The 25,363-nt window shown below is 60.2% G+C and carries 19 protein-coding genes; 7 read left to right on the top strand and 12 right to left on the bottom strand.

Annotation, left to right across the window (positions count from 1 at the left end; all coding sequences use genetic code 11):
• Positions 1–137: 137 nt before the first annotated feature.
• The 3 genes from A3C3_RS0122930 to A3C3_RS0122920 all read right to left on the bottom strand — a co-directional run bounded on the left by A3C3_RS0122930 (position 138) and on the right by A3C3_RS0122920 (position 5,629).
• Entirely contained in the window at positions 138–3,335 is a 3,198-nt protein-coding gene (locus tag A3C3_RS0122930; RefSeq protein ID WP_022716927.1) for an efflux RND transporter permease subunit, read from the bottom strand.
• 233 nt (positions 3,336–3,568) lie between these two features.
• Positions 3,569–4,756 carry an efflux RND transporter periplasmic adaptor subunit gene (locus tag A3C3_RS0122925; protein ID WP_022716926.1) on the bottom strand — a complete coding sequence of 396 codons (1,188 nt, stop codon included), beginning with the start codon at positions 4,754–4,756 and terminating at the stop codon, positions 3,569–3,571.
• Between the two features lie 48 nt (positions 4,757–4,804).
• Positions 4,805–5,629 carry an alpha/beta hydrolase fold domain-containing protein gene (locus tag A3C3_RS0122920; protein WP_022716925.1) on the bottom strand — a complete coding sequence of 275 codons (825 nt, stop codon included), beginning with the start codon at positions 5,627–5,629 and terminating at the stop codon, positions 4,805–4,807.
• 165 nt (positions 5,630–5,794) lie between these two features.
• Between A3C3_RS0122920 and A3C3_RS0122915 the strand changes: the two genes are divergently transcribed.
• Positions 5,795–6,706, top strand: coding sequence for a LysR family transcriptional regulator (locus tag A3C3_RS0122915; protein WP_022716924.1), 912 nt, complete (start codon positions 5,795–5,797; stop codon positions 6,704–6,706).
• 257 nt (positions 6,707–6,963) lie between these two features.
• Here the strand turns inward: A3C3_RS0122915 and A3C3_RS0122910 are convergent, their stop codons facing one another.
• Positions 6,964–7,704 (bottom strand): SDR family oxidoreductase, encoded by a 741-nt coding sequence (locus A3C3_RS0122910; protein ID WP_022716923.1) that lies wholly within the window; start codon positions 7,702–7,704, stop codon positions 6,964–6,966.
• A 121-nt stretch (positions 7,705–7,825) separates the two neighbouring features.
• Here A3C3_RS0122910 and A3C3_RS0122905 point away from each other — a divergent pair, with 121 nt between their 5' ends.
• The gene (locus A3C3_RS0122905; protein ID WP_022716922.1) at positions 7,826–8,728 is read left to right on the top strand and encodes a LysR family transcriptional regulator; all 903 of its coding nucleotides are present in this window, start codon (positions 7,826–7,828) and stop codon (positions 8,726–8,728) included.
• Positions 8,729–8,781: 53 nt separating this feature from the next.
• Positions 8,782–9,369, top strand: coding sequence for a DNA-3-methyladenine glycosylase (locus A3C3_RS0122900; protein ID WP_022716921.1), 588 nt, complete (start codon positions 8,782–8,784; stop codon positions 9,367–9,369).
• Here the strand turns inward: A3C3_RS0122900 and A3C3_RS0122895 are convergent, their stop codons facing one another.
• Genes A3C3_RS0122895 through A3C3_RS0122885 form a run of 3 tightly spaced genes read right to left on the bottom strand, consistent with a single transcriptional unit; the run spans position 9,370 to position 12,609 of the window.
• Positions 9,370–10,914 carry a DHA2 family efflux MFS transporter permease subunit gene (locus tag A3C3_RS0122895; RefSeq protein ID WP_022716920.1) on the bottom strand — a complete coding sequence of 515 codons (1,545 nt, stop codon included), beginning with the start codon at positions 10,912–10,914 and terminating at the stop codon, positions 9,370–9,372.
• The gene (locus A3C3_RS0122890) at positions 10,911–12,152 is read right to left on the bottom strand and encodes an HlyD family secretion protein (RefSeq protein ID WP_022716919.1); all 1,242 of its coding nucleotides are present in this window, start codon (positions 12,150–12,152) and stop codon (positions 10,911–10,913) included. The genes A3C3_RS0122895 and A3C3_RS0122890 overlap by 4 nt, the downstream gene beginning before the upstream one ends.
• Positions 12,145–12,609: a MarR family winged helix-turn-helix transcriptional regulator gene (locus tag A3C3_RS0122885; RefSeq protein ID WP_022716918.1), complete on the bottom strand. Its 465-nt coding sequence runs from the start codon at positions 12,607–12,609 to the stop codon at positions 12,145–12,147. The genes A3C3_RS0122890 and A3C3_RS0122885 overlap by 8 nt, the downstream gene beginning before the upstream one ends.
• Before the next feature lie 453 nt (positions 12,610–13,062).
• Between A3C3_RS0122885 and A3C3_RS0122880 the strand changes: the two genes are divergently transcribed.
• The gene (locus A3C3_RS0122880; RefSeq protein ID WP_022716917.1) at positions 13,063–14,235 is read left to right on the top strand and encodes an efflux RND transporter periplasmic adaptor subunit; all 1,173 of its coding nucleotides are present in this window, start codon (positions 13,063–13,065) and stop codon (positions 14,233–14,235) included.
• Positions 14,232–17,405, top strand: a complete 3,174-nt coding sequence (locus A3C3_RS0122875; RefSeq protein ID WP_022716916.1) for an efflux RND transporter permease subunit — start codon at positions 14,232–14,234, stop codon at positions 17,403–17,405. The genes A3C3_RS0122880 and A3C3_RS0122875 overlap by 4 nt, the downstream gene beginning before the upstream one ends.
• 1 nt (position 17,406) lies before the next feature.
• Here A3C3_RS0122875 and A3C3_RS0122870 read toward each other — a convergent pair whose 3' ends face one another.
• From A3C3_RS0122870 to A3C3_RS0122855, 4 genes are all read right to left on the bottom strand, one after another.
• Complete coding sequence (locus A3C3_RS0122870; protein WP_022716915.1) at positions 17,407–18,414, bottom strand: acyltransferase family protein; 1,008 nt, start codon at positions 18,412–18,414, stop codon at positions 17,407–17,409.
• Positions 18,415–18,457: 43 nt separating this feature from the next.
• Positions 18,458–19,723 (bottom strand): O-antigen ligase family protein, encoded by a 1,266-nt coding sequence (locus A3C3_RS0122865; protein ID WP_022716914.1) that lies wholly within the window; start codon positions 19,721–19,723, stop codon positions 18,458–18,460.
• Between the two features lie 11 nt (positions 19,724–19,734).
• Positions 19,735–21,000, bottom strand: coding sequence for a polysaccharide biosynthesis/export family protein (locus tag A3C3_RS0122860; protein WP_022716913.1), 1,266 nt, complete (start codon positions 20,998–21,000; stop codon positions 19,735–19,737).
• Between the two features lie 76 nt (positions 21,001–21,076).
• Entirely contained in the window at positions 21,077–21,757 is a 681-nt protein-coding gene (locus A3C3_RS0122855) for a sugar transferase (protein ID WP_022716912.1), read from the bottom strand.
• A 773-nt stretch (positions 21,758–22,530) separates the two neighbouring features.
• Between A3C3_RS0122855 and A3C3_RS0122850 the strand changes: the two genes are divergently transcribed.
• Positions 22,531–22,809 (top strand): exopolysaccharide production repressor protein, encoded by a 279-nt coding sequence (locus tag A3C3_RS0122850; protein ID WP_022716911.1) that lies wholly within the window; start codon positions 22,531–22,533, stop codon positions 22,807–22,809.
• 133 nt (positions 22,810–22,942) lie between these two features.
• Positions 22,943–23,944, top strand: a complete 1,002-nt coding sequence (locus tag A3C3_RS0122845) for a glycosyltransferase family 2 protein (protein ID WP_022716910.1) — start codon at positions 22,943–22,945, stop codon at positions 23,942–23,944.
• Positions 23,945–23,950: 6 nt separating this feature from the next.
• Here the strand turns inward: A3C3_RS0122845 and A3C3_RS0122840 are convergent, their stop codons facing one another.
• Positions 23,951–24,910 (bottom strand): glycosyltransferase family 2 protein, encoded by a 960-nt coding sequence (locus tag A3C3_RS0122840; protein ID WP_022716909.1) that lies wholly within the window; start codon positions 24,908–24,910, stop codon positions 23,951–23,953.
• Positions 24,911–25,363 lie beyond the last annotated feature (453 nt).

The following is a 25,363-nucleotide window of genomic DNA, read 5'->3' as shown; positions in this document are numbered from 1 at the left end:
ACGGGCAGTCGGCCTATCTTTCCGAATGGCTCCGTCCATCCGATGTACGTTCATCAAGACATAAACCTGCGACGCGTCCATGCAAATAAAAAAGGCGGGACTGGATGTCCCGCCTGCTGATTTGATGATGTTGCCGCTTACTCCGCTGCGACCCGGATGGCGGCCTCTTCCGACGGCGGACGATTGTCGTTGTGCTGCACCAGCGGACGGTTGCCCGTCAGCTTGCGGAGCAGCACATAGAAGACCGGCGTCATGAAGATGCCGAAGAAGGTCACGCCGATCATGCCGGCAAAGACCGCGACACCCATGGCGGCGCGCATTTCCGCACCGGCACCGGTGGAGACGACCAGCGGCACGACACCCATGATGAAGGCCAAGGAGGTCATCAGGATCGGGCGAAGACGCAGACGGCTTGCCTCGATCGCCGCCTGGACCGGCGTACGGCCTTCGAACTCCAGTTCACGGGCGAATTCCACGATCAGGATCGCGTTCTTTGCCGAGAGACCGACAAGGACCACGAGGCCAATCTGCGTGAAGATGTTGTTATCTCCGCCCGTCAGCCAGACGCCCGTCAACGCGGCCAGCACGCCCATCGGCACGATCATGATGATCGCAAGCGGCAGGGTCAGGCTTTCATACTGGGCAGCCAGCACGAGGAAGACGAGGAGCAGCGCCAGCGGGAAGACGATCACGCCGGAATTGCCTGCCAGGATCTGCTGATAGGTCAGATCCGTCCACTCGAAGCTGATGCCCTTCGGCAGCGTCTCGTTGGCGATTTTTTCGATCGCGGCTTGAGCTTGGCCGGAGGAGAAGCCCGGAGCAGGACCGCCGTTGATATCGGCGGAGAGGAAACCGTTATAACGGTTGGTCCGCTCCGGCCCGGTCGTCGCGCTGACCTTCAGCAACGCCGACAGCGGGATCATCTGGCCCGATGCCGAACGAACCTTCAACTGGCCGATGTCGTCCGCCTGGGCGCGGAACTTCGCATCGGCCTGCACTCGGACACTGTAGGTGCGCCCGAAAGCATTGAAGTCGTTGACATAGAGCGAACCCAGATAGATCTGCAGCGTTTCGAAGACATCGGTCACCGACACACCGAGCTGTTCGGCCTTCGCGCGATCGAGGTCGGCAAAGAGCTGCGGAACGTTGATCTGGTAAGCAGAGAAGATGCCGGTCAGCTCAGGGGCCTGGTAGGCCTTGGCGATCATTGCCTTGTTGGCCTCGTCGAGCGCCTGGTAGCCGAGACCGGCGCGGTCTTCGAGCTGCATCTTGAAGCCGCCCGTCGTGCCGAGGCCGTTGACCGGCGGCGGCGGGAACATGGCGATGAAGGCATCCTGGATCGCCCCGAACTTCTGGTTCAAGGACATGGCAATCGCACCGCCGGAAAGCGCCGGCGACTTGCGCTCCTCAAAATCCTTCAGCGTCACAAAGACGATGCCGGCGTTTGAAGAGTTGGTGAAGCCGTTGATCGACAGGCCGGGAAAGGCGATTGCGTGGGCAACGCCGGGCTCGGCCATGGCGATATCACTCATCCGCTTGATGACGTCTTCGGTCCGGTCAAGGCTTGCGGCATCCGGCAGCTGGGCAAAACCGATCAGATACTGCTTGTCCTGTGCCGGCACGAAACCGCCCGGAACGGCATTGAAGAGGCCGTAGGTCGCACCAGCCAGCGCCAGGTAGATGACCATGACGATGCTCTTGCGCGACAGCAGGCCGCCAACGCCCTTGCCATAGGCTTTCGAACCTGCACCAAAAACGCGGTTGAAGCCGCGGAAGAACCAGCCGAAGATGAAGTCCATGCCGCGCGTCAGCCAGTCACGCTTGGCGTGGTGACCCTGCAGCAGGAGGGCTGCCAACGCCGGAGACAGGGTCAGCGAGTTGAAGGCCGAGATAACCGTCGAGATCGCGATCGTCAGCGCGAACTGGCGATAGAACTGGCCTGACAGGCCGCTGATGAAGGCGAGCGGCACGAAGACGGCGACGAGCACCAGTGCGATCGCGATGATCGGGCCGGAAACTTCCTTCATGGCCTTGTAGGTCGCATCGCGCGGGCTGAGCCCATTTTCGATGTTGCGCTCGACGTTTTCGACGACGACGATCGCATCATCCACCACGATACCGATCGCCAGCACCAGGCCGAAGAGGCTGAGTGCGTTGATCGAAAAGCCGAAGACGTACATCACCGCGAAAGTACCTATGATCGATACCGGAACGGCAATTAGGGGGATGATCGAGGCACGCCACGTCTGCAGGAACAGGATCACGACGAGAACGACAAGAGCGATGGCTTCGAGCAGCGTATCGACGACCTTCTCGATCGACGAACGGACGAATTTCGTCGTGTCATAGACGATCTCGTAACTGACCCCGTCGGGCATTGCGACCTTCAGCTCCTCCATCGTCTTCTGGACTTCGTCGGAGATGGTGATGGCGTTGGAGCCCGGAGACTGGAAGACCGGGATGGCGACCGCCGGCTTGCCGTCGAGGATCGAGCGCAGCGAATAGTCGGCAGCGCCGAGTTCGATGCGTGCAACGTCGCGAAGGCGGGTGATTTCACCGTTGGCGCCCGTCTTGACGATGATGTTGCCGAATTGCTCGGGCGTCTGCAGGCGCCCTTGAGCGTTGACGTTCAGCTGCAGCTCTGTGCCTGGCAGGCTCGGCGAAGCGCCGATCGTGCCGGCAGCGGCCTGGACGTTCTGCTCGCGGATCGCATTGGTGATATCGCTGGCAGCGAGATTATGCTCGGCAGCCTTTTGCGGATCGATCCAGACGCGCATCGAATAGTCGCCCGAACCGAAGACCTGCACCTGGCCCACGCCATCGATGCGCGCCAGGCGGTCCTTGATGTTCAGGACGCCGTAATTGCGCAGATAGGTGATGTCGTAGCGGTTGTCCGGCGAGATCAGGTTGACGACCATCATCAGGTCGGGAGAGCTCTTGACGGTGGTGATGCCGATGCTCTTTACCTCATCCGGGAGGCGGGGTTCGGCCTGCGAAACCCGGTTCTGAACCAGCTGCTGCGCCTTATCCGGGTCGGTGCCAAGCTTGAAGGTTACCGTCAGCGTCATGACGCCATCGGAGGTCGCCTGGCTGGACATGTAGAGCATGTCTTCAACGCCGTTGATCTGCTCTTCGAGCGGTGTCGCAACCGTCTGCGCGATGACTTCCGGATTGGCGCCCGGATAAGTGGCACGCACGACGATCGACGGCGGCACGACCTCCGGATATTCGGAAATCGGCAGTGCCCTGAGGCCGATCAGACCGGCTACGAGGATGAGGACCGAAAGCACGCCGGCAAACACCGGGCGGTCCACGAAGAATCTGGAGATGTTCATTTCAAAGCCCTCTCCGGCATGAACTTGGATGCAAAACCCCTGTCCGGCGGTTGGTGTACCGCCGGCGGGTCAAATCATTTCGTTGGTTGCCCGAAGGGCCGGACGACGGGGAGGCTCGGCAGCTGTCGTCTTCGCTTTTGGCTCAGACGTTCGCTCCTTCGTTTCGCTCACCCCTCATCTGTCCTGCGGACGTCTTCTCCCCGCCGGGGAGAAGACAAATTGCTATGGCGGGCCTACTTGGCCGCCACTTTCTCTTCCATCTGCGGCTCGACCACCGCACCCGGACGGATGCGCTGCAGGCCATTGACGACGATCTTTTCGCCGGGGTTCAGACCGCTTTCGACGACGCGGAGGCCGTCACTTACCCTGCCGAGCTGGACCGGCCGATAGCTGACCTTGTTCTCGCCGTCGACGACGAAGACGAACTTCTTGTCCTGGTCGGTGCCAATCGCCCGCTCGCTGACGAGGATCTTATTCTCGGCTTTCGGCTGGCCCATTCGGACGCGAACGAACTGGCCGGGGATCAGCTTGCCGCCCGGATTGTCGAAGACGGCGCGGACTCCGATTGTGCCGCTTGCCGCATCGACCTGGTTGTCGACGAGCTGGAGCTTGCCCTTGATCGGCGTGCCTTCATCAGCAAGCGTGCCGACCTCGACCGGGATCTGTTCGAGGGCGCGCACCGCACCGTCATTGGCCGGAAGCTGCGACAGCGCCTTCGTCACCATCTCTTCGCTGGCGTTGAAGCTCGCATAGATCGGATCGATCGAGACGAGCGTCGTGAGCGCTGGGGAAGCAGAACCGGCAGCAACAAGGTTGCCGGCGGTGATCTCCAGCTTGCCCACTCGGCCGGAAACCGGAGCCCTGACCTCGGTGTAACCGAGATCGAGCTGAGCCGACTGCAGCGCCGCCTGCGCGGTACGCAGGCCTGCCTGCGCCTCGGTAAAGGCGCTTTGGCGCTGGTCCATATCGCTCTGAGAGATCGTGCGGCTATCCGAAAGCCGGCGGCCACGCTCAAGCTCGATCTGCGCCAGGCTGACCTTGGCCTCGGCGGAGGCAACCTGCCCTTCCGCTTGAGAAACCGCCGCTTGGTAAGGGGCCGGATCGATTGTGAAGAGCAGGTCGCCGGCCTTCACCAGTGCACCTTCGCGGAAGTGGACCGACTGGATGGCGCCCGCAACGCGCGAGCGTAGCTGAACTCGATCGACCGCTTCGAGACGGCCCGAGAACTCTTCCCAGGTGGTCACATCACGGCTTGCGACGAGGGAAACCGTCACCGGCACAGCGGGAGCTTGTGCAGGCGCGGAAGCGGCCGTAGCAGCCGTGCCCATCGGCAATTCAAAAAAGATGGCGGCTGCTGAAACAGACGCAACAAGCCCTATGCCAGCGCCCACCAGGGCCCAGCGATTCTTTCTGGACGTCATTGGTACTCTCCTTGCGGCCCTATACGGCCGACGATAATCAGTTCGTTTTCAATGCAATTGGCGTTGAACGCTTAACTCCTGAACGAAACTTTTGAACTCGCGGCTGACGTTCTCCTGCCAGTTCGAGGTGCCGTCCGTTTTCCCGCCGTAGATAGATGGCCAGCCTGCCCCGGCGGGGAGGATATGCTGGCGGACCTCGACGCCTGCCGCTTTGAGGCGGACGGCATAACCGACGGTCTCGTCGCGCAGAGGATCGTCCTCCGCCGTGAAAATCAGCGCCGGCGCAACGCCGGCAATGCGCGAACAGAGACAGGGCGCCGCATAGGGGTGACAGCCGCCGCCGCTGAGATAATGGCTCCATCCTTCCGTCCAGCGCTGGCGCATGCCAATGCCGTCTGCCTTGCGGATGGAGGAGGTGCCCATGAATGGATCGAGGAGCGGCGAAATCAGGATCTGGCCGTCGAGCGCGTCGGCATAATGATCGCGTGCCTTCAGTGCTACACCCGCCGCAATATTGCCGCCAGCCTCTTCACCAGCGATCAGAAGCAGCGAGTTGCGATCGCCAATGCCGGAGGCGCGCTTGTTGGCCAGATAGGAAAACAGGGAATAGCCGACTTCGAGCGGCTTCGGAAAGACGTTCCCGAGCGGCGCATTGTAGTCAGGGACCGCGACGATCGCGCCGGCTTTCGCCATGCTCTCAGCAATCGCACTTTCCTTGATGCCGGCCTGAATGCCGGATTCCAGGAAGGCGCCGCCGTGAAAGAACAGAACGATCGGCGCCCCCTTCCCGAACTCGGCGCCTTGATAGACGCGCGCGGAAACGGGGCCGATGCCCACCTTCTCCAGCACCATGTCTTTCACCTGCACCGTCATCGGTCCGGCTTTCGCTCAATCAAAGATAACGCATGGTAAGCGCCTACAGCTTGCCATTCCGATAAAAAAGATATTGTTATTCACATCGCGGAATAAGAAGCTGTATTATGATTACACTGTTCCGATTTTCGAATAATATCGCAGTGCAAACTGTGGAGATCTCCGATGGACCAGCTCTCGGCAATGCGCGCCTTCATACGCGTCGTTGAGACGGGCAACTTTACACGGGCGGCCGACACGCTCGCAATGCCCAAAGCGACAATCACCAATCTCATCCAGGGCTTGGAAGCGCATCTGCGCACCAAGCTGCTTAACCGTACGACGCGGCGCGTCATGGTGACGACGGACGGCGCACTATATTACGAACGCGCCTCGCAGATCGTCTCCGAACTGGAAGAGCTCGACGGCAGTCTTTCCAACTCCCAAAGCCTTCCAAGCGGCCGCTTACGCGTTGAAATGGCAGGCGCTTTTGCCGACACCATCGTCGTGCCGGCACTTTGCGATTTCTACCTGAAATATCCCGATATCCGCATTGATCTCGGCGTCAGCGACCGCACCGTGGACTACCTTGCAGAGAACGTCGACTGCGCTCTTCGCGCCGGCACTCTCGCCGATCAATCGTTGATCGCAAGACGTGTATCCGAAATCGAAATGGTCACCTGCGCATCGCCCCGCTACATCGAGAAATTCGGCATGCCCGCGCACCCGCAAGAGCTCGAAAGCAGCCATTACGGCATCAGCTATTTCCGCGCACAGACCGGCCGCACGATCCCGTTCGAATTCAAGAACGGCAACGAAGCGATCGAGGTAAACCCGAGATATATCGTCTCGGTGAATGACGGCAGAACCTTCATGAGCGCCCTCACCACCGGCCTCGGCGTCGGCCAGACGCTCCGTTTCATGGCGCGCAGCGCCATCGCACAAGGCGAACTCGTCCAGGTTCTGCCGGAATGGAAGCGCGATCCGCTGCCGCTCTACGTCGTCTACCCGCCGAACCGGCACCTGAGCAACAAGGTACGCGTTTTCGTGGACTGGATGGTAAAGCTGCTTGCCGACGCCAAGCTCAACGATGCTTGAAAACGGAAGCGGCCCGGAAGGCAGAAAAACCTTCGACGGGCCGCGATCGGATCAACTTCGAATTTCGAACCCGCCGCATCACCAGGGAAAATGACGCGGCGGGCTTTTGGAGGGTTGGCGCCGGAATGGGGGATTTCCGTTCGCTCCTTAGCAAGGAATATAATTGCAGCCGGGCGGATTTTAAGGCGCAACTTCGCACATCACCATTCAGAAAAACGGAACAATGCCGCCACAGAGCCGCGATCAATGTCATGGAATTAGACCATGCCACCATTGGCGCGCAGGACCTGTCCGTTGATCCAGGAGCCGTCCGGACCAGCGAGGAAGGAAACGGCAGCGGCGATGTCTTCGGGCCTACCGAGGCGTTCGAGCGGGTTCATCTTCGCCATGCGGGCAACGAGTTCGTCTGATTTGCCATTGAGGAAGAGATCGGTCGCGGTCGGGCCGGGAGCGACCGCGTTGACCGTGATGTTCCGGCCGCGCATTTCCTTCGACATGATCGCCGTCAGCACTTCTACTGCCGCCTTGGTGGCGGCATAGACGCCGTAGGTTTCGAGTTTCACGCCAACGACGCTGGTCGAGAGATTGATGATCCGGCCGCCGTTGCGCAGGCGCTTACCGGCTTCCCGAAGCGTGTTGAACGTGCCCTTCAGGTTGACGCTGACCTGGCGGTCGAAGTTGGCATCGTCGGCATCGGCGATCGAAGACAGCATCATGATGCCGGCATTGTTGACGAGAACGTCGATACCGCCGAAGGCTGCTTGCGCGGCCTCGAACATCCGGCGCACCGCTTCGGGATCGCTGACATCGGCCTTCGCCGTCAGCGCCCTGCCGCCGGCCTGCTCGATTTTCTGAGCCAGTTCTTCGGCGGGAGCGGCATTGCCGGAATAGTTGACAACGACGGTAAAGCCATCCTTGGCAAGACGTTCGGCAATGGCGGCACCGATACCGCGGGATGCACCGGTGACAAGCGCGACCTCGTTGTCGTTGCTGGCCATTTTCTTTCTCCTTCAGTTCCTTGCGCGCAGCGCGTTTCGATGAGGAGAAGATGATCCTTTCCATTGCGCGGATAATCATGCATTCTTCGGCATCACTATCCGACAAATGCGAACAAATACCATGGACCGATTCGATGCCATGCGGGTCTTTTGCCGCGTCGTGGAACGCCGCAGCTTCACGCTCGCAGCCGAGGACACGGGCCTGCCCCGCTCGACGGTGACCGATGCCGTCAAGCAGTTGGAAGCGCGCCTCGGTGTGCAACTGCTCCAGCGCACCACCCGCCATGTCAGCCCGACGCTCGATGGCGAGGCCTATTACCAGCGCTGCCTTTCGATCCTCGCCGACATCGAGGAGGCCGAAGGCGCCTTTGTCGGCGCCAAACCGAAGGGCATGTTGAGGGTCGATGTGCACGGTACGCTTGCCCGGCATTTCGTGCTGCCGAGCCTGCCGTCCTTCCTGGAGACGTATCCCGATATCGAATTCTACATGAGCGAAGGCGATCGTCTGGTCGATCTCGTCCGTGAAGGCATCGACTGCGTGTTGCGCGTCGGCGTGCCGCAGGATAGCGACATGATCGCCCGCCGCGTGGCCACGCTGGAAGAGATCACCCTCGCCTCGCCCGCCTATCTCGAACTCCATGGCATACCGGAACATCCCGACAAGCTCGACGGCCACCGCATGGTCGGGTTCCGGTCCAGCGCGACGGGCGGGCTGCTGCCGCTCGAATTCATCATCGACGGGCAGGTCCGCAACATGTCGATCCCAGCCATCGTCTCGGTCAATGCAGCCGAGAGCCTCCATGCGGCAGCACGCTGCGGACTGGGCATCATACAAGTGCCGCGCTACCACGCCGAACGCTACATCGCCTCAGGTGAGCTGATTGAGATCCTGAAAGGCTTCCCGCCGACCGAGACGCCGGTCTCGCTCCTTTATCCGCGCAATCGTCAGCTTTCGCCGCGCGTTCGCGTCTTCATAGACTGGCTGGTGAAGCTCTTTGCGCAGCAGCGGGCAAGTTTCGGGTAGTCGCATTTGATGGGCGATGATATCGGCCGGAATCAAAACGACGGGTAACTTGAATGACGGATACAGGTGCCATTGGAAACGCTCCCTTGACCGGTAGTGAGCTTCGAGGCTTCTTCGAGCGCGATGCGATCGCCGTCGCGCGTGATCTCATCGGCTGCCACCTGCTCGTCAACGGTTCGGGCGGGCGCATCACCGAGACGGAGGCCTATTTCCCGCACGACGAGGCCTCGCACAGTTTCCGCGGACCGACCAGGCGCAACGGCGCGATGTTCGGCCCGCCGGGCAACGTCTATATCTACCGCATCTACGGCATGTACTGGTGCCTGAACTTCGTCTGCACGCCGGGCTCGGCCGTCCTCATCCGCGCGCTGGAGCCGCAAAGCGGTATCGCCGGAATGATCGAGCGCCGCGGCACCGATGTGCTCACCCGGCTCTGCAGTGGTCCCGGCAAGCTCTGCCAGGCGCTCGATATCGACATCAAGATCAACAACCGGCTGCTCGACTGCCCGCCTTTTGCAATCTTTCCCTCGGCGCCGGTTCCGATCACTTCGGGCACGCGGATCGGCATAACGAAGAATGCCGAAGTACCATGGCGCTTCGGCATTCAGGGCTCGCGATATCTGAGCAAGCCGTTCCGCTGATCACTCCATGACGGCGCTGTGATCCGTTGATGCGGGCGCCGCCTTGGGTTTGCGCAAGATGAGCGCCAGCGGCATCACCGCAAGCGACATCAGCATCAGGAGCTTGAAGTCGTCCATGTAAGCGATGATCGTCGATTGCAGCGTGATGAGCTCGTTGAGCGAAGCCCGGCCTGCCGCGGTGAGCGGGCTGAGCGACTGCGCGGCGGCGGCATCAAAGGCCCGGTTGAAAGGCGTGACATAAGCCGCGATCGAAGCATGATTTCTCTGCGTATTCTCGACGATCAGTGCCGAGACGATCGAAATGCCGACGCTCGAGCCGATGTTGCGGGAAAGATTGTAGAGGCCCGTACCGTCGCCGCGCATATGCGCCGGCAGCGTCGAGAAGGCGATCGTCGTCAGCGGCACGAACAGGAAGCCGAGACCGGCACCCTGGATGAAACCGACCGAGACGATCGTCCACTGCGAGACGTCCGGCGTCCAACCGGTCATGTCGTACATCGCCCAGGCCGTAAGGCCGAGGCCGAACACGAGAAGCCAGCGGGTATCGACCTTGCCGATCAATCGCCCGACGATGAACATGCAAAGCATGGTGCCGATGCCGCGTGGCCCCATGACGATCCCAGCCGTGATGACCGGATAGCCCATCAGTGTCTGCAGATAAGGCGTCATCAGTGCCAGCGAGGCGAGATAGGTGACGCCGACCACGAAGATGAACACCATGCTGACCGCGAAGTTCCGGTCGAGAAACAATCGTGGATTCACGAAGGACTTTTCGGCCGTCAGCGTATGGACCAGCAGCAGATAGAAGGCTGCCGCGCAGATGATCGCTTCGACCATGATCTCGCCGGACGAGAACCAGTCGAGCTGTTCACCGCGGTCTAGGAACAGCTGCAGCGCGGCGATGAAGAGGCTCATCATGCCAAACCCGAACCAGTCGAGCTTCGCGAGCGCATCCCGCTTCGTTTCGCTGACGAAGATGACGATGCCGGCAAAGGCGAGCGCACCGATCGGCACGTTGATATAGAACACCCAGCGCCAGCTGATGTTGTCGGTCAGCCAGCCGCCGATGACCGGCCCCAGGACCGGCCCGACCATGACCGAGACGCCGAATAAGGCCATGGCCGAGCCGCGCTCCTCGACCGTATAGATGTCGAGGAGGATGCCCTGTGAGAGCGGTACGAGAGCAGCGCCGAAGAGGCCCTGCAGAAGGCGGAAGGCGACGATCTGCGGCAAGGATTGCGCTATGCCGCAAAGCACCGATGCCACGACGAAGCCGGCAATTGCCGTCAGGAGCACGTTCTTGCGGCCGAACTTGGCAGCGAGGAAGCCCGACGGCGGCGTCATGATGGCGGCCGCGACGATATAGGACGTCAGGACCCAGTTGATCTGGTCGGCGGAGGCCGAAACGCTGCCCTGGATATAGGGGAGCGCGACGTTGGCGATGGTGGTGTCCAGCGCCTGCATGATGACGGCGAGAATGACGCAGGCCGTGATCGCACCGCGATTGGCAACTGGGGCGGCGGGAGATGCTGCAGCGTTACTCATGGCCCCTTGCCGGCTTCGCGGCCCAACAGCCTGTTGACGAAATCCGGCAGGCCGCGGGCATGGCCGGTATCGACATCGACGATCGTGCTCATGCCGACGCGAAGCGGCGGCTTGCCCTCGGCATCGTCGATGCTGACATGGATCGGAATACGCTGCACGACCTTCACCCAGTTGCCAGTGGTGTTTTGCGCCGGAAGCAGCGAGAAGCTGGAGCCGGAAGCCGGGCTGATGCTTTCGACCTTGCCCTTCCATTCGACGCCCGGATAGGTGTCGACATAGATGCTCGCCTCTTGGCCGGGCTTCACGTAGGTAAGATCGGTTTCCTTCGGGCTTGCAGCGATCCAAAGCCGGTTGGTCGCAACCAGCGAAAAGGCCTGTTGCGAGGCCTGCAGGTAGGAGCCGACCTGCAGCGCGTTGACATTGGTCACGACGCCGTCGAACGGCGCCTTGACGACGCTGTGGTCGAGCTCGCGCTGGGCATTGTCGACATTTGATTTTGCCTGCAGGTAGAGCGGGTTCTGCTCGACCGGCTGGCTGGCATCGTCGCCGAGCTCTGCGAGCGTGGTCGCAGCCTGCGCCTTGGCGACGGCAACCTTCTGAAGCGCAGCATCGAGATCGTGCTTGGCTTCATCATAGGCGGCACGTGTCGCGGCCGAACTGTTGACGAGGCTCTGCTGACGATCGAACTGCGCCTGGAAATACGGGATGTCGGCCTTAGCCTGCGTGATTTCCGCAAGCGACTGCCGGTAGCTGGCCTTCAGGTTTTCGATCTGGTTGCGCTGGACGCCAAGCTGGGCCTTTGCGCCGTCGAGCGCGATCCTGAAGCTGTCGGACTTCAGGCTAAAGAGCACCTGCCCGGCTTTGACCGTTTCGTTCTCGTGAACGTTGATCTGGTCGACGATACCGGAAACATCCGTCGTCAGGCCGACCATATCCGCCTGGATATAGGCATTGTCGGTCGACATGACCTGCCCGCCATTCACGTAGAAATAGCCGCCGGCAACAAGGGCAACAGGCAGCAGCGCAAACAGCACGGGGCGGGTGAGGCTGCGCCGACGGCGGACCCTGATGCCGTCGGACGCAGCCACTGCGGCGGCCGGCGCTGAATTGGATGAAGGCGCTTCGGCTACCGTTTCCTGGGTTTTGGAGACTTCCTTGTCTTCGATCGGATTCTTGTCTTCGGTCGGATTCTTGGCGTTGGCGTCGTCAACGACGCGGAGGGAGGATTTTTCAACCATGGTTCTGCTCATTCCCGGCGGCCGGTGTGCGGCACGCCTGCACTAGATTTGTTCTCATCAGCGATAGGATCTGAAAAAGCTGTTCGCGCTGCTCGGCGCAGACGCCGTCGAGGGCTTCGCCGCGCGTGGCTTCTCCGATCACCCGCATTTGGGCAAGCAGCGGCAATGCCTCATCACGCATGTAAAGAAGCCACACGCGCCTATCCGCCGGATGCTGCCGCCGTTCGACAAGTCCGCGTTCGGCAAGCCTGTCGAGAATTCGCACCAGCGTGATCGGTTCGACTTCGAGGATTTCGGCGAGCCCACCCTGGTGGATACCCTCGTTGTTCGCGAGATAGGCAAGCGTTTGCCATTGCGAGCGGGTCAGCCCAAGGCATTTGGCGCGCTGCTCGAACCGCTTGCGAAGCAGACGGGCGACGTCGTGTAGAACAAAACCGAGGGTCGGATGGGCGCTCATTAAAGCTATGCCAGCTATTTATAAGTATGCTTATAATGTTGGTAGATATAGTGAGCATATGCAACGCACAAGATCATCGGCCGCAGATTCCGCAGTTGCGGCCAAAATGCCGCAGGGCACGTTTACGCCCGGCTTTCAAACCAGGGATTTTCGGGTTGGAAGGACGCGTGGCAAGAGCTGATCGTCGAAACCCCTGATCCCGGCCAGATTCTCAAACTAGCGGCGATTGGCGTTTGCAATTTTTGCCTACTGACGTTTATAGTCCGATTTCATAGAGTTACCGGAGCAGACCTTCGGCCTTTTTTTGCAAGCTGGCACCCCTGCCGATCGGCCGGTGCGTGTCAAGAGCAGCAAGACGAAGGCCGGAACGCCGGGTTCGACACAGCAGAAATGAATCGCATCGTTACCGCATAAGTTTGGCGGCATACCGGCCGCCCAGAATGGGGGATCGCTATGCCTTACTCTCTTCGTGAAGCCCTTGCTCTCACTTACCTTATCCTTTTCCCCGCGGCCGTCGTTGCCCAGGACGCTCCGCCTGCTCCGCCCGTCACGGTTGCAAAACCCGTCGTTCGCGATGTCGTGGACAGCGACGAGTTCATCGGCCGCTTCGCGGCGGTCGACGAGGTCTCCGTGCGATCGCGCGTCGGCGGCTACCTGCAGGAAGTACATTTCACCGATGGCGCGATGGTCAAGAAAGGCGACTTGCTCTTCGTCATCGATCAGCGCCCCTTTGTCACTGCGTTCAATGAAGCAACCGCTGCGCTTGAAGTCGCGAAATCGACACTGATCTACGCTGAAGCGCAGTTCAAACGCGCAGAATCACTCGCCACCAGCGGCAGCCAGTCGGTTTCGACGCTCGATGACCGGCGCCGCGAATGGGTTTCCGCTCAGGCCAATGTCCGCGGCGCCCAGGCCACGGCAGATCGGGCCACGCTCGATCTCGAATATACGAAGATTACCGCCCCGATCAGCGGCCGCATCGACCGGCGGCTGATCTCGGCCGGCAACCTCGTCCAGGCCGACCAGTCGGTGCTGACGACGATCGTTTCGCTCGATCCGATCGACTTCTATTTCGACGTCGACGAGCGCCGGCTGCTGAACTTCGCGCAGACGGCGCGTGCGCGCGGCAGCGACCTTCAGCAGGGCGGCGGCGGTGTTGAGGTGCAGGTCAGCATCACGGATGCCAACGAGAAGCCCTTCACAGGCAAGCTCGATTTCGCCGAGAACCGGGTCGATAGCCAGACCGGCACGATGCGGGTCCGCGCTCGCTTCGACAATCCGAACTTCGTGCTTCAGCCTGGGCTTTTCGGCCGCGTGCAGGTGGAGGCGTCCAACGTTTATAGGGCCATTCTCGTGCCGGACGAGGCAATCGGCTCCGACCAGAACCAGCGGGTCGTCTATGTCGTCGGCAACGATGGCACGGTTTCGACCAAGCCCGTGCGACCCGGCCCGCGGCTTTACGGCTACCGCGTCATCCGCGAAGGCATGGAAGGCAATGAGACGATCGTCGTCAACGGCCTGATGCGCGCTCGCCCGGGAGCCAAGATCACGCCGCAGACGACTGAACTGCCGCAGAGCCGCGAGGATATCCCGCCGGAAGCTGCAAGCATGGAGCTTGCCCAATGAGGTTTGCGCACTTCTTCGTGGACCGACCGATATTCGCGTCCGTCCTCTCCATAGTTCTGCTCATTCTCGGCGGCCTCGCCTATTTCCAGTTGCCGGTGGCGCAGTTTCCCGAAATAGCACCGCCCACCATCGTCGTGCGCACCAACTATCCCGGCGCCGACGCACAGACCGTCGCCGACACGGTCGCAACTCCGCTCGAACAGGAAATCAACGGCGTCGAGAACATGCTCTACATGTCCTCCTATTCGACTGACGACGGGTCGATGTCGCTGACAATCACCTTCAAGCTCGGTACCGATCTGGATACGGCGCAGGTTCTCGTCCAAAACCGGGTAGCGATCGCCGAACCGCGCCTGCCCGATGAGGTTCGTCGCAACGGGGTCACCACCGCGAAGAGTTCACCCGACCTGATGATGGTCGTGCATATCCTGTCTCCGAACAGCCGCTACGATCAGCTTTACGTTTCAAACTACGCCCGCAGCCGCATCCGCGATGTGCTGGTGCGTCTCGACGGCGTCGGAGATCTCACCATCTTCGGCGAGCGCGAATATGCCCTTCGCATCTGGCTCGATCCGCAAAGGCTGGCCGCTTATAGCATGACGCCGAACGATGTGGTGGATGCCTTGCGCGAACAGAACGTGCAGGTTTCGGGTGGCTCGATCGGCGGCCCGCCGGCGGCGGGCACAAACGCATTCCAATACACCGTGACGACGCAGGGCAGGTTCTCCGATGCGCGGCAGTTCCGCTACGTCATTGTGAAAGCGACAGAGGACGGCCGCCTCGTACAGTTGCAGGACATTGCCCGCATCGAGCTCGGCGCCAAGCAATACGTGACCAACAGCTACCTCGACGGCAAGCCGGCGGTGGCGCTCGGCATCTTCTCGCGTCCGGGCACAAACGCGCTCGCTGCCGCCGCCGAAATCAAGGCGAACATGGAACAGCTCGCCAAGGACTTTCCCCCAGGGCTGGCTTACAACATCGTCTATAATCCGACCGAGTTCATCTCCGAGTCGATATCAGAGGTCTACAAGACCATTTTCGAAGCGGCCGTGCTGGTCGCAATTGTGGTGCTGGTCTTTCTGCAATCCTGGCGCACGGCCATCATCCCCATCGTCGCGATCCCGGTGTCGCTGATCGGCACTTTCGCTTTCCTGTTCGCCTTCGGCTTCTCGCTCAACATGCTGACGCTCTTCGGGCTCGTGCTCGCTATCGGCATCGTGGTAGACGATGCGATCGTCGTCGTCGAGAACGTCGAGCGAAATCTGGCCAAGGGCATGACGCCGAGGGAAGCGGCGCATGTTACCATGGACGAGGTCGGAACGGCGGTCATCGCGATCTCCCTGGTTCTCATCGCCGTGTTCGTCCCAACAACCTTCATCCCAGGCATTACCGGCCAGTTCTACCGGCAGTTTGCGGTGACGATCTCGGTTGCAACGGCAATCTCGGCGGTCAACTCGCTGACATTGTCGCCAGCCATCGCTGCGCTCGTGCTGCGGCCGCACGAAGAGCATGCGAAGGAGACGCGAAATCCGTTCACGCGACTGGGCCGCGGCCTCGCCAACGGCTTCAATCGCGGCTTCGACCGAATGAGCCACGGCTACTCATGGATTGTTCGCCGCACCGTTGCGACAAGGACCGCCCTGTTCTGTGCGCTGCTGGTATTTGCGGGACTGCTGGCATCGACCTACTACATGGGCCGAATCGTCCCGAGTGGCTTCATCCCCAATATGGACCAAGGCTATGCAATCGTCGTCCTCCAGTTGCCCGAGGGCGCCTCTCTCAACCGAACCGATGCCGTCGTGCAGCAGGCGGCGGAAGTCATCCGAAACACGCCTGGCGTCTCTCACGCGGTGGCCTTTGCAGGCTTCAGCGGCGCGACCTTCACCAACGCGTCCAATCAAGGCGTTGTCTTCGCACCCTTCGATACCTTCGAACATAGGCTTGAGCAGGGTCTGAGCGCCGGCCGGATCATCGGTCAGCTCTTCCAAAACCTGCAGAGCATCCAGGAAGCGTTCATCATTGCCATCCCGCCGCCGTCGGTCAGGGGTATCGGCAATTCCGGCGGCTTCAAGATGCAGTTAATGGACCTCGAAAGCGGCGACATGCGGCGGGTTCTGGCCCTTGCCAACCAGATGATGGGTACCGCCAATCAGACGCCCGGGCTGACCGGCGTCTTCACGACCTTCTCCGCATCGAGCCCGCAATTCTTCCTGAATATCGATCGCGACAAGGCACGCATGCTGAACGTCCCGATCTCGAACATATTCGATACGCTCTCGATCAATCTGGGCACATCCTATGTCAACGACTTCAATGCTTTCGGAAGGGTCTATCAGGTGCGGGCGCAGGCCGACCAGGAATTCCGCCTCGAGCGGGACGACATCCTTGCCCTGAAGGTCCGGTCGGCGACGGGCGCGCTCGTGCCGTTGGGAACCCTCATCGAAGTCCAGGACAGGAGCGGTCCGGCGCTCGTCCAGCATTACAATATGTATGTCTCGGTACCGCTACAGGGCAATCCGGCGCCGGGTGTGTCGACCGGCACCGCCCTCGACAGCATGGAGAAGATTGCGGGTTCGCTACTGCCCTCGGGAACGACCTTCAACTGGACCGAACTCGCCTTTCAGGAGCGCGGCACCGGCAACACAGCGATCTATATCTTCGCGCTTTCGGTGATTTTCGTCTTTCTGGCCCTGTCGGCGCAATATGAAAGCTGGGTGCTGCCGCTTGCGATCATCCTGATCGTGCCGCTCGCGATCCTTGCGGCGCTGCTGGGCGTGCATCTTCGCGCGATGGACAACAACATCCTGACGCAGATCGGCCTCATCGTGCTGATCGGCCTTGCGGCAAAGAACGCGATCCTGATCGTTGAATTCGCCAGGCAAGCGGAAGAGGACGGCAAGACGCCGGTGGAAGCGGCGATCGAGGCCAGCCATCTGCGGCTGCGCCCAATCCTGATGACGGCATTCGCCTTCATCTTCGGCGTCGTGCCGCTGATGATCGCGACGGGGCCAGGCGCGGAAATGCGCCAATCGCTCGGTACTGCCGTCTTCGCGGGAATGCTCGGCGTCACGATCTTCGGCTTGTTCCTGACCCCGGCCTTCTACGTCGTGCTGCGCAGCCTCCGGCGCAGGGCCGCGCCGGAGCGGGAACCAGCCGAAGAAGCAACCTGATTTACGAAGGGCGCTGCTCAAGCGGGCGGCGCTTGGGTGCTTCGTTGGACAGGAGCTTGCGCAACGGCTTCTCGACCATCTCATAGGCCGCAATCCCGAGCAACGTTCCACCACAAACGGCAGCAACGACGGCAAGGCCGCCCGGAATTCCGAGAATTCCTGCAGCCTTGATGGCAACCGATACCGCAAGCGTATGCCACAGGTAGATGGAATAGGACGCATCACCGAGATAGGTGAGCAGCGGCACGCGACCGATGCTGCCGTCTGCCTCCAGCGAGACCATGCCGAACACCAGCGCCATCGCCAGCGGTCCGCATACGAATTCGTCGAACCCGGCACCCATCAGGTGAATCGCCGCAAAACCGCAGAGCGCGGCGCCGACGCAGCCAAGCCCGAGACTATTGCCGGCGGTCCAGCGCCGCAACCACAGCTCGGCAATGAAGACGCCGCCGAGGAACTCCAGGATGCTCGGCCGCGTATAGGTGGCGAGCGTCGGCGAAGACGGCTTCCACATCAGACCGACCACGACGAAGAAGCCGAACGCAACGGAGAGGAAAGGCAGCCGCCACTGGCGCGGCAAGAACAAGGCCCCGGCAAAAAGGACATAGAAGAACATCTCGAAATTGAGCGTCCAGCCCTGAACCAGGATCGGCCAAATCTCGCCAGTGCTCGGCGAGCGCACAGGAACAAAGAAGAGCGAGCCCAGGACGTGGCCTGCGTCGAGCTGCAGGTTCGGAAACAATCCTGCCATCGCTCCGCCAATCATGATGACCGTCACCAGCCAGTATGAGGGTGCGATGCGGCGGATGCGGTCAACAAGGAAGCGATGCGGCGTCAGCGACTTGCGGTCGCTAATCACCCACATGATGAAGCCGCTGATGACGAAGAAGACGTCGACGCCGGCAGCGCCGATCGTGAAGTGCCCGCCACTTCTTTCTGCCGCATGGAAAACGACGACGGCCAGTGCGGCAAAGGCACGCAAATATTGGATCCCGTACAGGGTCTTCATGCATATCCCTCGTTACGCCGCTTTCGGCGGCGTAGATAAAAAATCAGGAACGAACAGGCCGAGCGGATTGGTAACGCTGCAGGCCGGCCATCGCCGAGCGCTGGCGCGCGCCGACAAGCTTTCCTGCGGAAAAATAAAGAAGAAAGGTACCGACATTGTAGGGCGTCAAAACGTCGATCTCCACGAAGGAACGGATCAGAAGCAGCACGGTGACGCCGAAAAGGAAATAGGATTCATCATTGCGCACATCCTCGATCAGCCGGCGCAGATGCCCCCAAAGGGTCGCGATGATCGTGACAGCAAGGATGAGCACGCCGATCAGGCCGAGTTCCACGGCGGTCTCGATGTAGGTATTATGAAAATGGAAACCGGCTCGCGAGGCGATGAAGAATTCCTTCCATAGCCGCTCAGGCTCTGCGAAGCCCTGAACCCAATAGGCCTGATAGCCGATGCCGATGGCCGGGTTCTGCGCCGCAGCCGCAATACCCTGTTGCCAGAGATAAGTGCGGCCCGTCAGAGTCGAATCCTTGCCGAAGATGCCCAAGACCGCGTCGACAGCGCCTAGATAGACGCCCGCGACCACCAGGATGACAGCCGCGACGCCGCCGCCGACCACCAAAAGCTTGCGCTGTTGCGGCGACAGCATGAGCACGACGCGAAACCCTATCAGCAGGGCAATGATCGCCGCCGTCGTGATGACCGAGGTGGCAGATTGCGAGGCAAGCAGGCAATAGGCCGCCATAAGGCCGACCATGCCCGATGTCATCATCCAGAAACGGCGCTCGCCGTAAATGACGACGGCGGCAAAGGCGAAGATGATGCCCAGCGACGCATAAAAGCCGAGTTGGTTCTTCGATGCGAAGGCGCCAACGAAACTGTAGGTCCCGTCCAGCACGTCATATTCGTAGTAGCCGAAGAGGATTGAATAAAGCAGGACGACCGCCGCACCTGCCACGACCCCGAGCGTCAGCGTCCGGACATCAAGCACGCGCACGGCAATCAGCGCGCAGACCACCTGCGTCAGATACTGGATGCTCGCCCTCAGCGACACGCTCGGCACGGCGGACCAGAAGACGGAGAGGAAGGCGAAACCGGCGAAGGCGAACAGCCAGATGAACCGGCTGTAGCTGCCGAGCACCTTGCGATAATTGACGGCGACGAGCGGCAGCCACAAGGCATAGTAAAACAGGATCGCCACCTGCCCGAAGCGGATCGAGTAAGCGAAGCAGAAGAGAGAAAGCGCAACCGCCGGAATGGCGTATAGCTCGTTCTCACCTGGCTTTATCAGCACCGATTTGGCGATCCGCATGCGGGTCTCCGCTATCTCATCGCAACCCCGGCCGTGACCCTGATCAGGTCGCCCGGCTGCAATGTGCTATTTTCCGTGACAGGAACTTCCTTCGACTGGCCGTCAACCTCCCGCACGATGGAATAGCTGATGCTGGCGGCATTTTGCGGGTCGAAACGAGCAGCGTCGTTCGATTGCGCCAATGCTTCCGACATCAGCGCATCGCTGGTCGCAATCTTCAGGTTGAGCGTATCGAGTTCGGATTCGGTGTCCTGCAGTTCCTGCGACAGCTTGGCGTCCCAGTCGTTGCGCAGGGTGATCTCGTCCTGATTGGCCTGGCTGATGTCCTGCTTGGCCTTCAAGATGTTGGTATCGATGTCGAGAAGGGTAGCCTCGGTATCGGCGGCGCGCTGTTCGGCGGCCATCTTTCGGGCGCTGAGCGCAAGGCCCTTCTCGGCCAGGTTTTCGACCTTGTCGCGGTCCTCCTTGGCAAGCTCGAGCTGGCGCGTCTGTGTCTCGGTCTTCTTGCCGAGAGATTCGATTTCGGCCTGCAGCAGCGATTTCAGGTCGTCCAGCGCCTGAAGCTGCAGCGTGAGCCGCTTCTTGCGCGTGTTCATCAATGCCATTTCGCTGGCAAGCAGGGCCTTTGCCTCGGGCAGATCCTTGAGCTCCTTTGGCATTTCGATCGTGTCGCTCTTGGAGGTTTCCGCCTGCAGCCGCGCCTTGCGGGCAATGAGCCGGTTGCGCTCCGTCGTATAGACGACGGCGTCGCCCTTGGCGTTTATGAAATCGCGGGCAAAGCGCTGGCCGGCATCGGCACGCCGCAGGCCGCCGGCAATGCTGACGGCCTTCACGACTGTCAGATTGGGTGCGAAGGGATACTCGCCGGGGTTTTCCACATCGCCGGTCAGGAAGACCGGCCGGAACTGGGCAAGTTCGACGGACGCCGACGGCCGGTCCTTGAGGCCGAACTGCTTCTGCAGCGCGACGCCGATTTCCTGCGCGATTGCATCCGTCGTCTTTCCGGAGGCCGGGAGGTCGCCGACGAACGGCAATGAAAGACTGCCTGAGGGGCCGATCGTGTAATCGCCGCTCACCACTGACCAGTCGCGGATCGCGCCTTCCGCCGTTTGCCATTCGGCAACGCGGATGCGCAGCTTGTCCATGGTGCCGAGCTGGTAGTCGGCAGCCCGGGCAAAGCCGGAGGACCCGATCAATATGCTAAGCCCCGCAACGAAAGCGAGGCCGTGCATAAAGGAATTTCCAAGCAGGTTGCGGCGCAACAGGATTTCTCTCATTCAGTCTTCCTCGTAAATCGGCACGGCAAGCCAAAAACAGTACCGTACGTTACTTGGCGTACATGGAAGCGACTTCTCAGTAGCTGCCACGCTGCATGCAGACGGCGGGAATCGTCTGTGCAATGATCTTCACGTCGCGGATGAGCGACCAGTTCTCGACGTAGTGGGTGTCGAAAGCCACGCGGGCAGCATAGGACACGTCGTTGCGCCCGCTGATCTGCCAAAGTCCGGTAAGACCCGGACGCGCCTGCAGATAGTAGACGGCCGAAGACTCATAGAGTTCCAGTTCATCAAGAACGACGGGCCGCGGCCCGACAACGCTCATTTCACCGCGAAGGATGTTGATGAGCTGTGGCAGTTCATCAAGACTGAGCTTGCGAAGCACGCTTCCGACCGTGGTGACCCGCGGATCGTCCTGCAGTTTTCGCGTTTCACGCCACTCTTCCATCGCCTTCGGATTGTTGCGCAGATGCTCCTGCAGGACCTTGTCGCCGTTGACGACCATGGTCCGGAACTTCAGGCAACGGAACTCCTGGCCGTTGTGGCCAATACGGCGATGCCCATAGAAAGCCGGCCCCTTGTCGGAGAGCTTTACGAGCAGCATCACCATCAGAAAAATCGGGCTCAGGAAAAGGAGCCCGAGCGAGGCAGCCGTGATATCGAATGCCCGCTTCATGATCCCGCCAGTCGGCGGAAACACATTCGCATGAACCACGCCAAAAAATGGCGTACTGTCCGATCTCGTCGCAGACTTCATAGAGTTAACTCCACTTATGTTTGCCGTTTGGTCGGTAAGCCCAGGCCGCTAAGCTAGCGCTGACGAATGAGGAGTGTATGGGCGGAATTTGTTTTTTTAAGCCACAATTTCATGGCGATTGTGTAACGGCCCGTTTCCGGTGTGTCTTTATCACATTTCTTTTTTTAAGGGTTCTCTAAATTTCATATGCAAAGCATGCAATGTTTTTGAATAGACTCTGTGGGACGCACTAAAGGTCTTCGTGTTTGCTTCGCATCGCAAAAAGATTGAAGAATAAATCTTTCTACGCCTTTCGGGTGACATTTGACTAAGCAATGCGGCCACTGCCGAGAGTAGGTCAACTATATTGTCTTATCACGGAGTTTATTGCATCGCACCATCGATTTTGCGCCGCACACTCAAATCGGTTTAGATGAAAACTTTGTAATAAAAGTTGAACGCATTTGGCGTTCATGCGTTGGTTCGGTAGGCAAATGTGACGCAAAGTACCGCGTGCAATGCCATATTTCGAACAACCTGAAGTAAAATAGCCACATTTGCCCCCCGAATCCCCGTCACAGGCATTCCTTAACGAGGGTTCGTCGATTTTACCCAAAGCCGGAAGGAAACCTTAAACCGAATACTGTAGATAAAGAGACGACGGATGAAAAAGAATGCTCTCGTTCGGTTGAAACTAGGGGCCTTCTAAAATATAAAAAGTAAAGGGTCCTTAGGGAGGAAGCCCGAATTCAATGACTGTTCATTGAACGAACCTCCCCAAGGGAGGCACGGCTATGTATGCACCTCGCGTTTTCGTTAGCATGATCGGCGCTTTGGCCGTTTTTGCGGTTGCGACTTATTGGCTGAACGGCTCACTGACAACGACACTGATAGACACGGTGATCTGTGCCGTGCTCCTGCAGTTGGGCTATTTCGGCGGCGTCCTATTCCTCGTGTGGAAGGAAGCAAAGGCGCGCAACACCCAAGGCACCATGGCGGTATCCCATACACCGGCCGACAAGGAGAAGATTCCTGTCTCGCCCTTCAATGGTTCCGAGCCTTTCAACCGTTGAAAGCAAAGCTTAGGCGGGCACGCGATAGCCGCCAGCCGACCCCGTAATATCTTTTGAAAGCCTTTTGCATTGCCGCAGACGCGGCGACGTCCTAACTCTTGCGCGAGACAACGGAGGGTACGACGTGGTTGAAATGGCTAAGGCAAGCGTTTGCGTGATCATCGCCGCCAAGAACGCGGCCGATACGATCGGAATGGCTGTCGCTTCGGCTTTACGGGAAAAACAGGTGGCAGAAGTCGTCGTCATCGACGACGGATCGGGCGACGGAACCGCCGGTGCTGCCAAAGCTGCCGATGACGGCAGCAATCGCCTGAATGTCGTTTCCTTCGAAAAGAACAGGGGGCCATCAGCCGCCCGCAATCACGCGATCGAAATCTCCACCGCCCCACTGATCAGCATACTCGATGCCGACGACTTCTTCTTCGAAGGCCGGTTCAGCCGGATGCTTGCGGACGACGACTGGGATTTCGTCGCCGACAACATCGCTTTCGTCGAGGCGGAGACCGTGACGCGTGCGCCCCAGCAACTCGATCATTTCCTGGACCGTCCGCTGTTTCTCGACCTGGTGGCCTTCGTCGACGGCAATATTTCGAAGCGCGGCGTCCGTCGCGGCGAAATCGGCTTCCTGAAGCCGGTGATGCGCCGCGCGTTTCTCGATGCTCACCGACTGCGCTATCGCGAGGAGATGCGTCTTGGGGAGGACTACGACCTCTACGTCCGGGCCTTGGCCAACGGCGCGCGCTACAAGGTGATCCACAGCTGCGGCTACGGTGCTGTCGTGCGTGGCAACTCGTTGAGCGGCAGCCACCGGACGGAAGACCTCCGCAAGCTCTACGAAGCCGACCAGGCGATCCTGGCGAGCTGCAGCCTGACGCCGGAAGCCGCCGCCGCCGTGCGCCGCCACGAGAGCCATGCTCGGGGCAAATACGAACTTCGCCATTTCCTCGATATCAAGAAGCAGTCGGGCGCTGGTGCAGCCTTGCGTTACGCCCTCGCCCATCCTTTCGCCGTTCCGGCGATTGCCGGCGGCATCTTCATGGACAAGACGGAACGCTTCCGCAGCCCCGGCGGCGTCGAGATCGCCACCAGAGGTGCTGGCGGCCTCAGATATCTGCTGCCGTCGTCAGCCGAATAGGAAGCGCTACTTCGAAAGCTTGCCGCCGGCGATCTGAAGGGCACTCGCAAACAGGGCCGGATCACGCCACGCCCAGCGGGCCAGCATTTGGAAGTCCGGCAGGCGTCGCCGGCGCACCAGTCGCACCTGGCTCCATAGCGCCTGCTTCCGTGCCCGGTTCTTGTAGGCCTTGATGGTCTCGATCTCCTGCGGACGCTTCGAAAAACGGCTTTCAAGCCGGTCGAGCGCCATCCAGGTGATGAACTGCTGCTTGAGAAACTGCGGTGAATCGTTGTCCACGCCGTGGAAGATGTTGATGCCCTCTCCGCGCAAGGCGCCCGCCTCCACGCAAAGAAGCACGCGCCGCGCTGCAAGCATGCAATCGCAAAAGAACAGCACGTCCTCCGCCGCCAGCCGCAGCGCAGCGTCGAAGCGGACCTTCTCGATCAGCGGCCGGCCGATGACCATGCACGACATGTGGAGAAAGGCCCAGTTCTTGAGCATCACGCCGGCAATGTCCGGAATCTCGAGCAACAGCGGGTGCTCGGAAAGGCGCACCGCCCTTTCGCTGGCCTCTAGGTCGGCGATGCTGAAATGATAGTCGAATTCCTCACCTCCGTGGATCGACGCCCAATAGCAGTCGGCATCGAACGTCTGCAGCGCATCATGGGCATTCTGCAGGTGTTCGGGCGTCCATAGGTCATCTGAATCGAGGAAAGCTGCGAAGCGCGTTGCCGCCGGAACATTGTCGAGGCCTGTATTACGCGCCCCACCCGGTCCCGCATTCGCCTGTTTGACAACCGCAATCCGCGATCGCTGGCCTTCGGCAAGCGGCTTCAGCTCGTCTTCGGCGGGATAAGGCGACTGGTCATCGACGACGATCACATCGAAGTCCTGAAAGCTTTGGGCAAAGACCGAGGCCAGCGCGCGGCGCAGAATGCCGTCCTCGCGCTGATAAAAAGGGATGATGATCGTGAAGGTCGCCATTCTTTCTCCTGAAGAGTCCGGTGATGGGCACATAGGGTCGAGACCGCACCCGAGCAAGTTGCTGCACTGCGAAATGATGTAGGTCATTCCGGCCGAAATTTGTCAAAGCCCACCAGCACGTTGTCAAACATCCATGTGCCGAATAAAACCATTTGGGGAGCGAAAGCCACATTTCAGCCACATTCAGGCACCCGGCTTCGCGTGAAAACGCATGGACTCCTTCACCAAACGACAAAACTTTTCCGTCGCGGCGGTTTTCATCGTCCCGCAATTTGAATTTATGATGATTTTCCGATATACATTGCCCCATCGGGCGTTTCAGTTCCTTCTCTTAAAGCCAAGCACGACAAGAGCCGTCGCTGAGCCGCTCGAATCGGCCGTCCCGAAACGGGATCGCCGATCATTTTTGCTGCAGTGCCATATTTTCTTCCGTAAAAACGCTCTAGCTTTTGG

The organism is Rhizobium mongolense USDA 1844, assembly GCF_000419765.1.
Lineage (GTDB): Bacteria > Pseudomonadota > Alphaproteobacteria > Rhizobiales > Rhizobiaceae > Rhizobium > Rhizobium mongolense.
This window is presented reverse-complemented; position numbering and strand designations above follow the sequence as displayed.

What these genes read in the sequence shown, in the direction of transcription:
- A3C3_RS0122930 (WP_022716927.1), bottom strand. Translation starts at nt 3,335, where the DNA reads ATGAACATCTCCAGATTCTTCGTGGACCGCCCGGTGTTTGCCGGCGTG.
- A3C3_RS0122895 (WP_022716920.1), bottom strand. Translation starts at nt 10,914, where the DNA reads ATGAGTAACGCTGCAGCATCTCCCGCCGCCCCAGTTGCCAATCGCGGT.
- A3C3_RS0122860 (WP_022716913.1), bottom strand. Translation starts at nt 21,000, where the DNA reads ATGAGAGAAATCCTGTTGCGCCGCAACCTGCTTGGAAATTCCTTTATG.
- A3C3_RS0122865 (WP_022716914.1), bottom strand. Translation starts at nt 19,723, where the DNA reads ATGCGGATCGCCAAATCGGTGCTGATAAAGCCAGGTGAGAACGAGCTA.
- A3C3_RS0122845 (WP_022716910.1), top strand. Translation starts at nt 22,943, where the DNA reads ATGGCTAAGGCAAGCGTTTGCGTGATCATCGCCGCCAAGAACGCGGCC.
- A3C3_RS0122900 (WP_022716921.1), top strand. Translation starts at nt 8,782, where the DNA reads ATGACGGATACAGGTGCCATTGGAAACGCTCCCTTGACCGGTAGTGAG.
- A3C3_RS0122920 (WP_022716925.1), bottom strand. Translation starts at nt 5,629, where the DNA reads ATGACGGTGCAGGTGAAAGACATGGTGCTGGAGAAGGTGGGCATCGGC.
- A3C3_RS0122880 (WP_022716917.1), top strand. Translation starts at nt 13,063, where the DNA reads ATGCCTTACTCTCTTCGTGAAGCCCTTGCTCTCACTTACCTTATCCTT.
- A3C3_RS0122840 (WP_022716909.1), bottom strand. Translation starts at nt 24,910, where the DNA reads ATGGCGACCTTCACGATCATCATCCCTTTTTATCAGCGCGAGGACGGC.
- A3C3_RS0122855 (WP_022716912.1), bottom strand. Translation starts at nt 21,757, where the DNA reads ATGAAGTCTGCGACGAGATCGGACAGTACGCCATTTTTTGGCGTGGTT.
- A3C3_RS0122875 (WP_022716916.1), top strand. Translation starts at nt 14,232, where the DNA reads ATGAGGTTTGCGCACTTCTTCGTGGACCGACCGATATTCGCGTCCGTC.
- A3C3_RS0122870 (WP_022716915.1), bottom strand. Translation starts at nt 18,414, where the DNA reads ATGAAGACCCTGTACGGGATCCAATATTTGCGTGCCTTTGCCGCACTG.
- A3C3_RS0122850 (WP_022716911.1), top strand. Translation starts at nt 22,531, where the DNA reads ATGTATGCACCTCGCGTTTTCGTTAGCATGATCGGCGCTTTGGCCGTT.
- A3C3_RS0122910 (WP_022716923.1), bottom strand. Translation starts at nt 7,704, where the DNA reads ATGGCCAGCAACGACAACGAGGTCGCGCTTGTCACCGGTGCATCCCGC.
- A3C3_RS0122885 (WP_022716918.1), bottom strand. Translation starts at nt 12,609, where the DNA reads ATGAGCGCCCATCCGACCCTCGGTTTTGTTCTACACGACGTCGCCCGT.
- A3C3_RS0122905 (WP_022716922.1), top strand. Translation starts at nt 7,826, where the DNA reads ATGGACCGATTCGATGCCATGCGGGTCTTTTGCCGCGTCGTGGAACGC.
- A3C3_RS0122925 (WP_022716926.1), bottom strand. Translation starts at nt 4,756, where the DNA reads ATGACGTCCAGAAAGAATCGCTGGGCCCTGGTGGGCGCTGGCATAGGG.
- A3C3_RS0122915 (WP_022716924.1), top strand. Translation starts at nt 5,795, where the DNA reads ATGGACCAGCTCTCGGCAATGCGCGCCTTCATACGCGTCGTTGAGACG.
- A3C3_RS0122890 (WP_022716919.1), bottom strand. Translation starts at nt 12,152, where the DNA reads ATGGTTGAAAAATCCTCCCTCCGCGTCGTTGACGACGCCAACGCCAAG.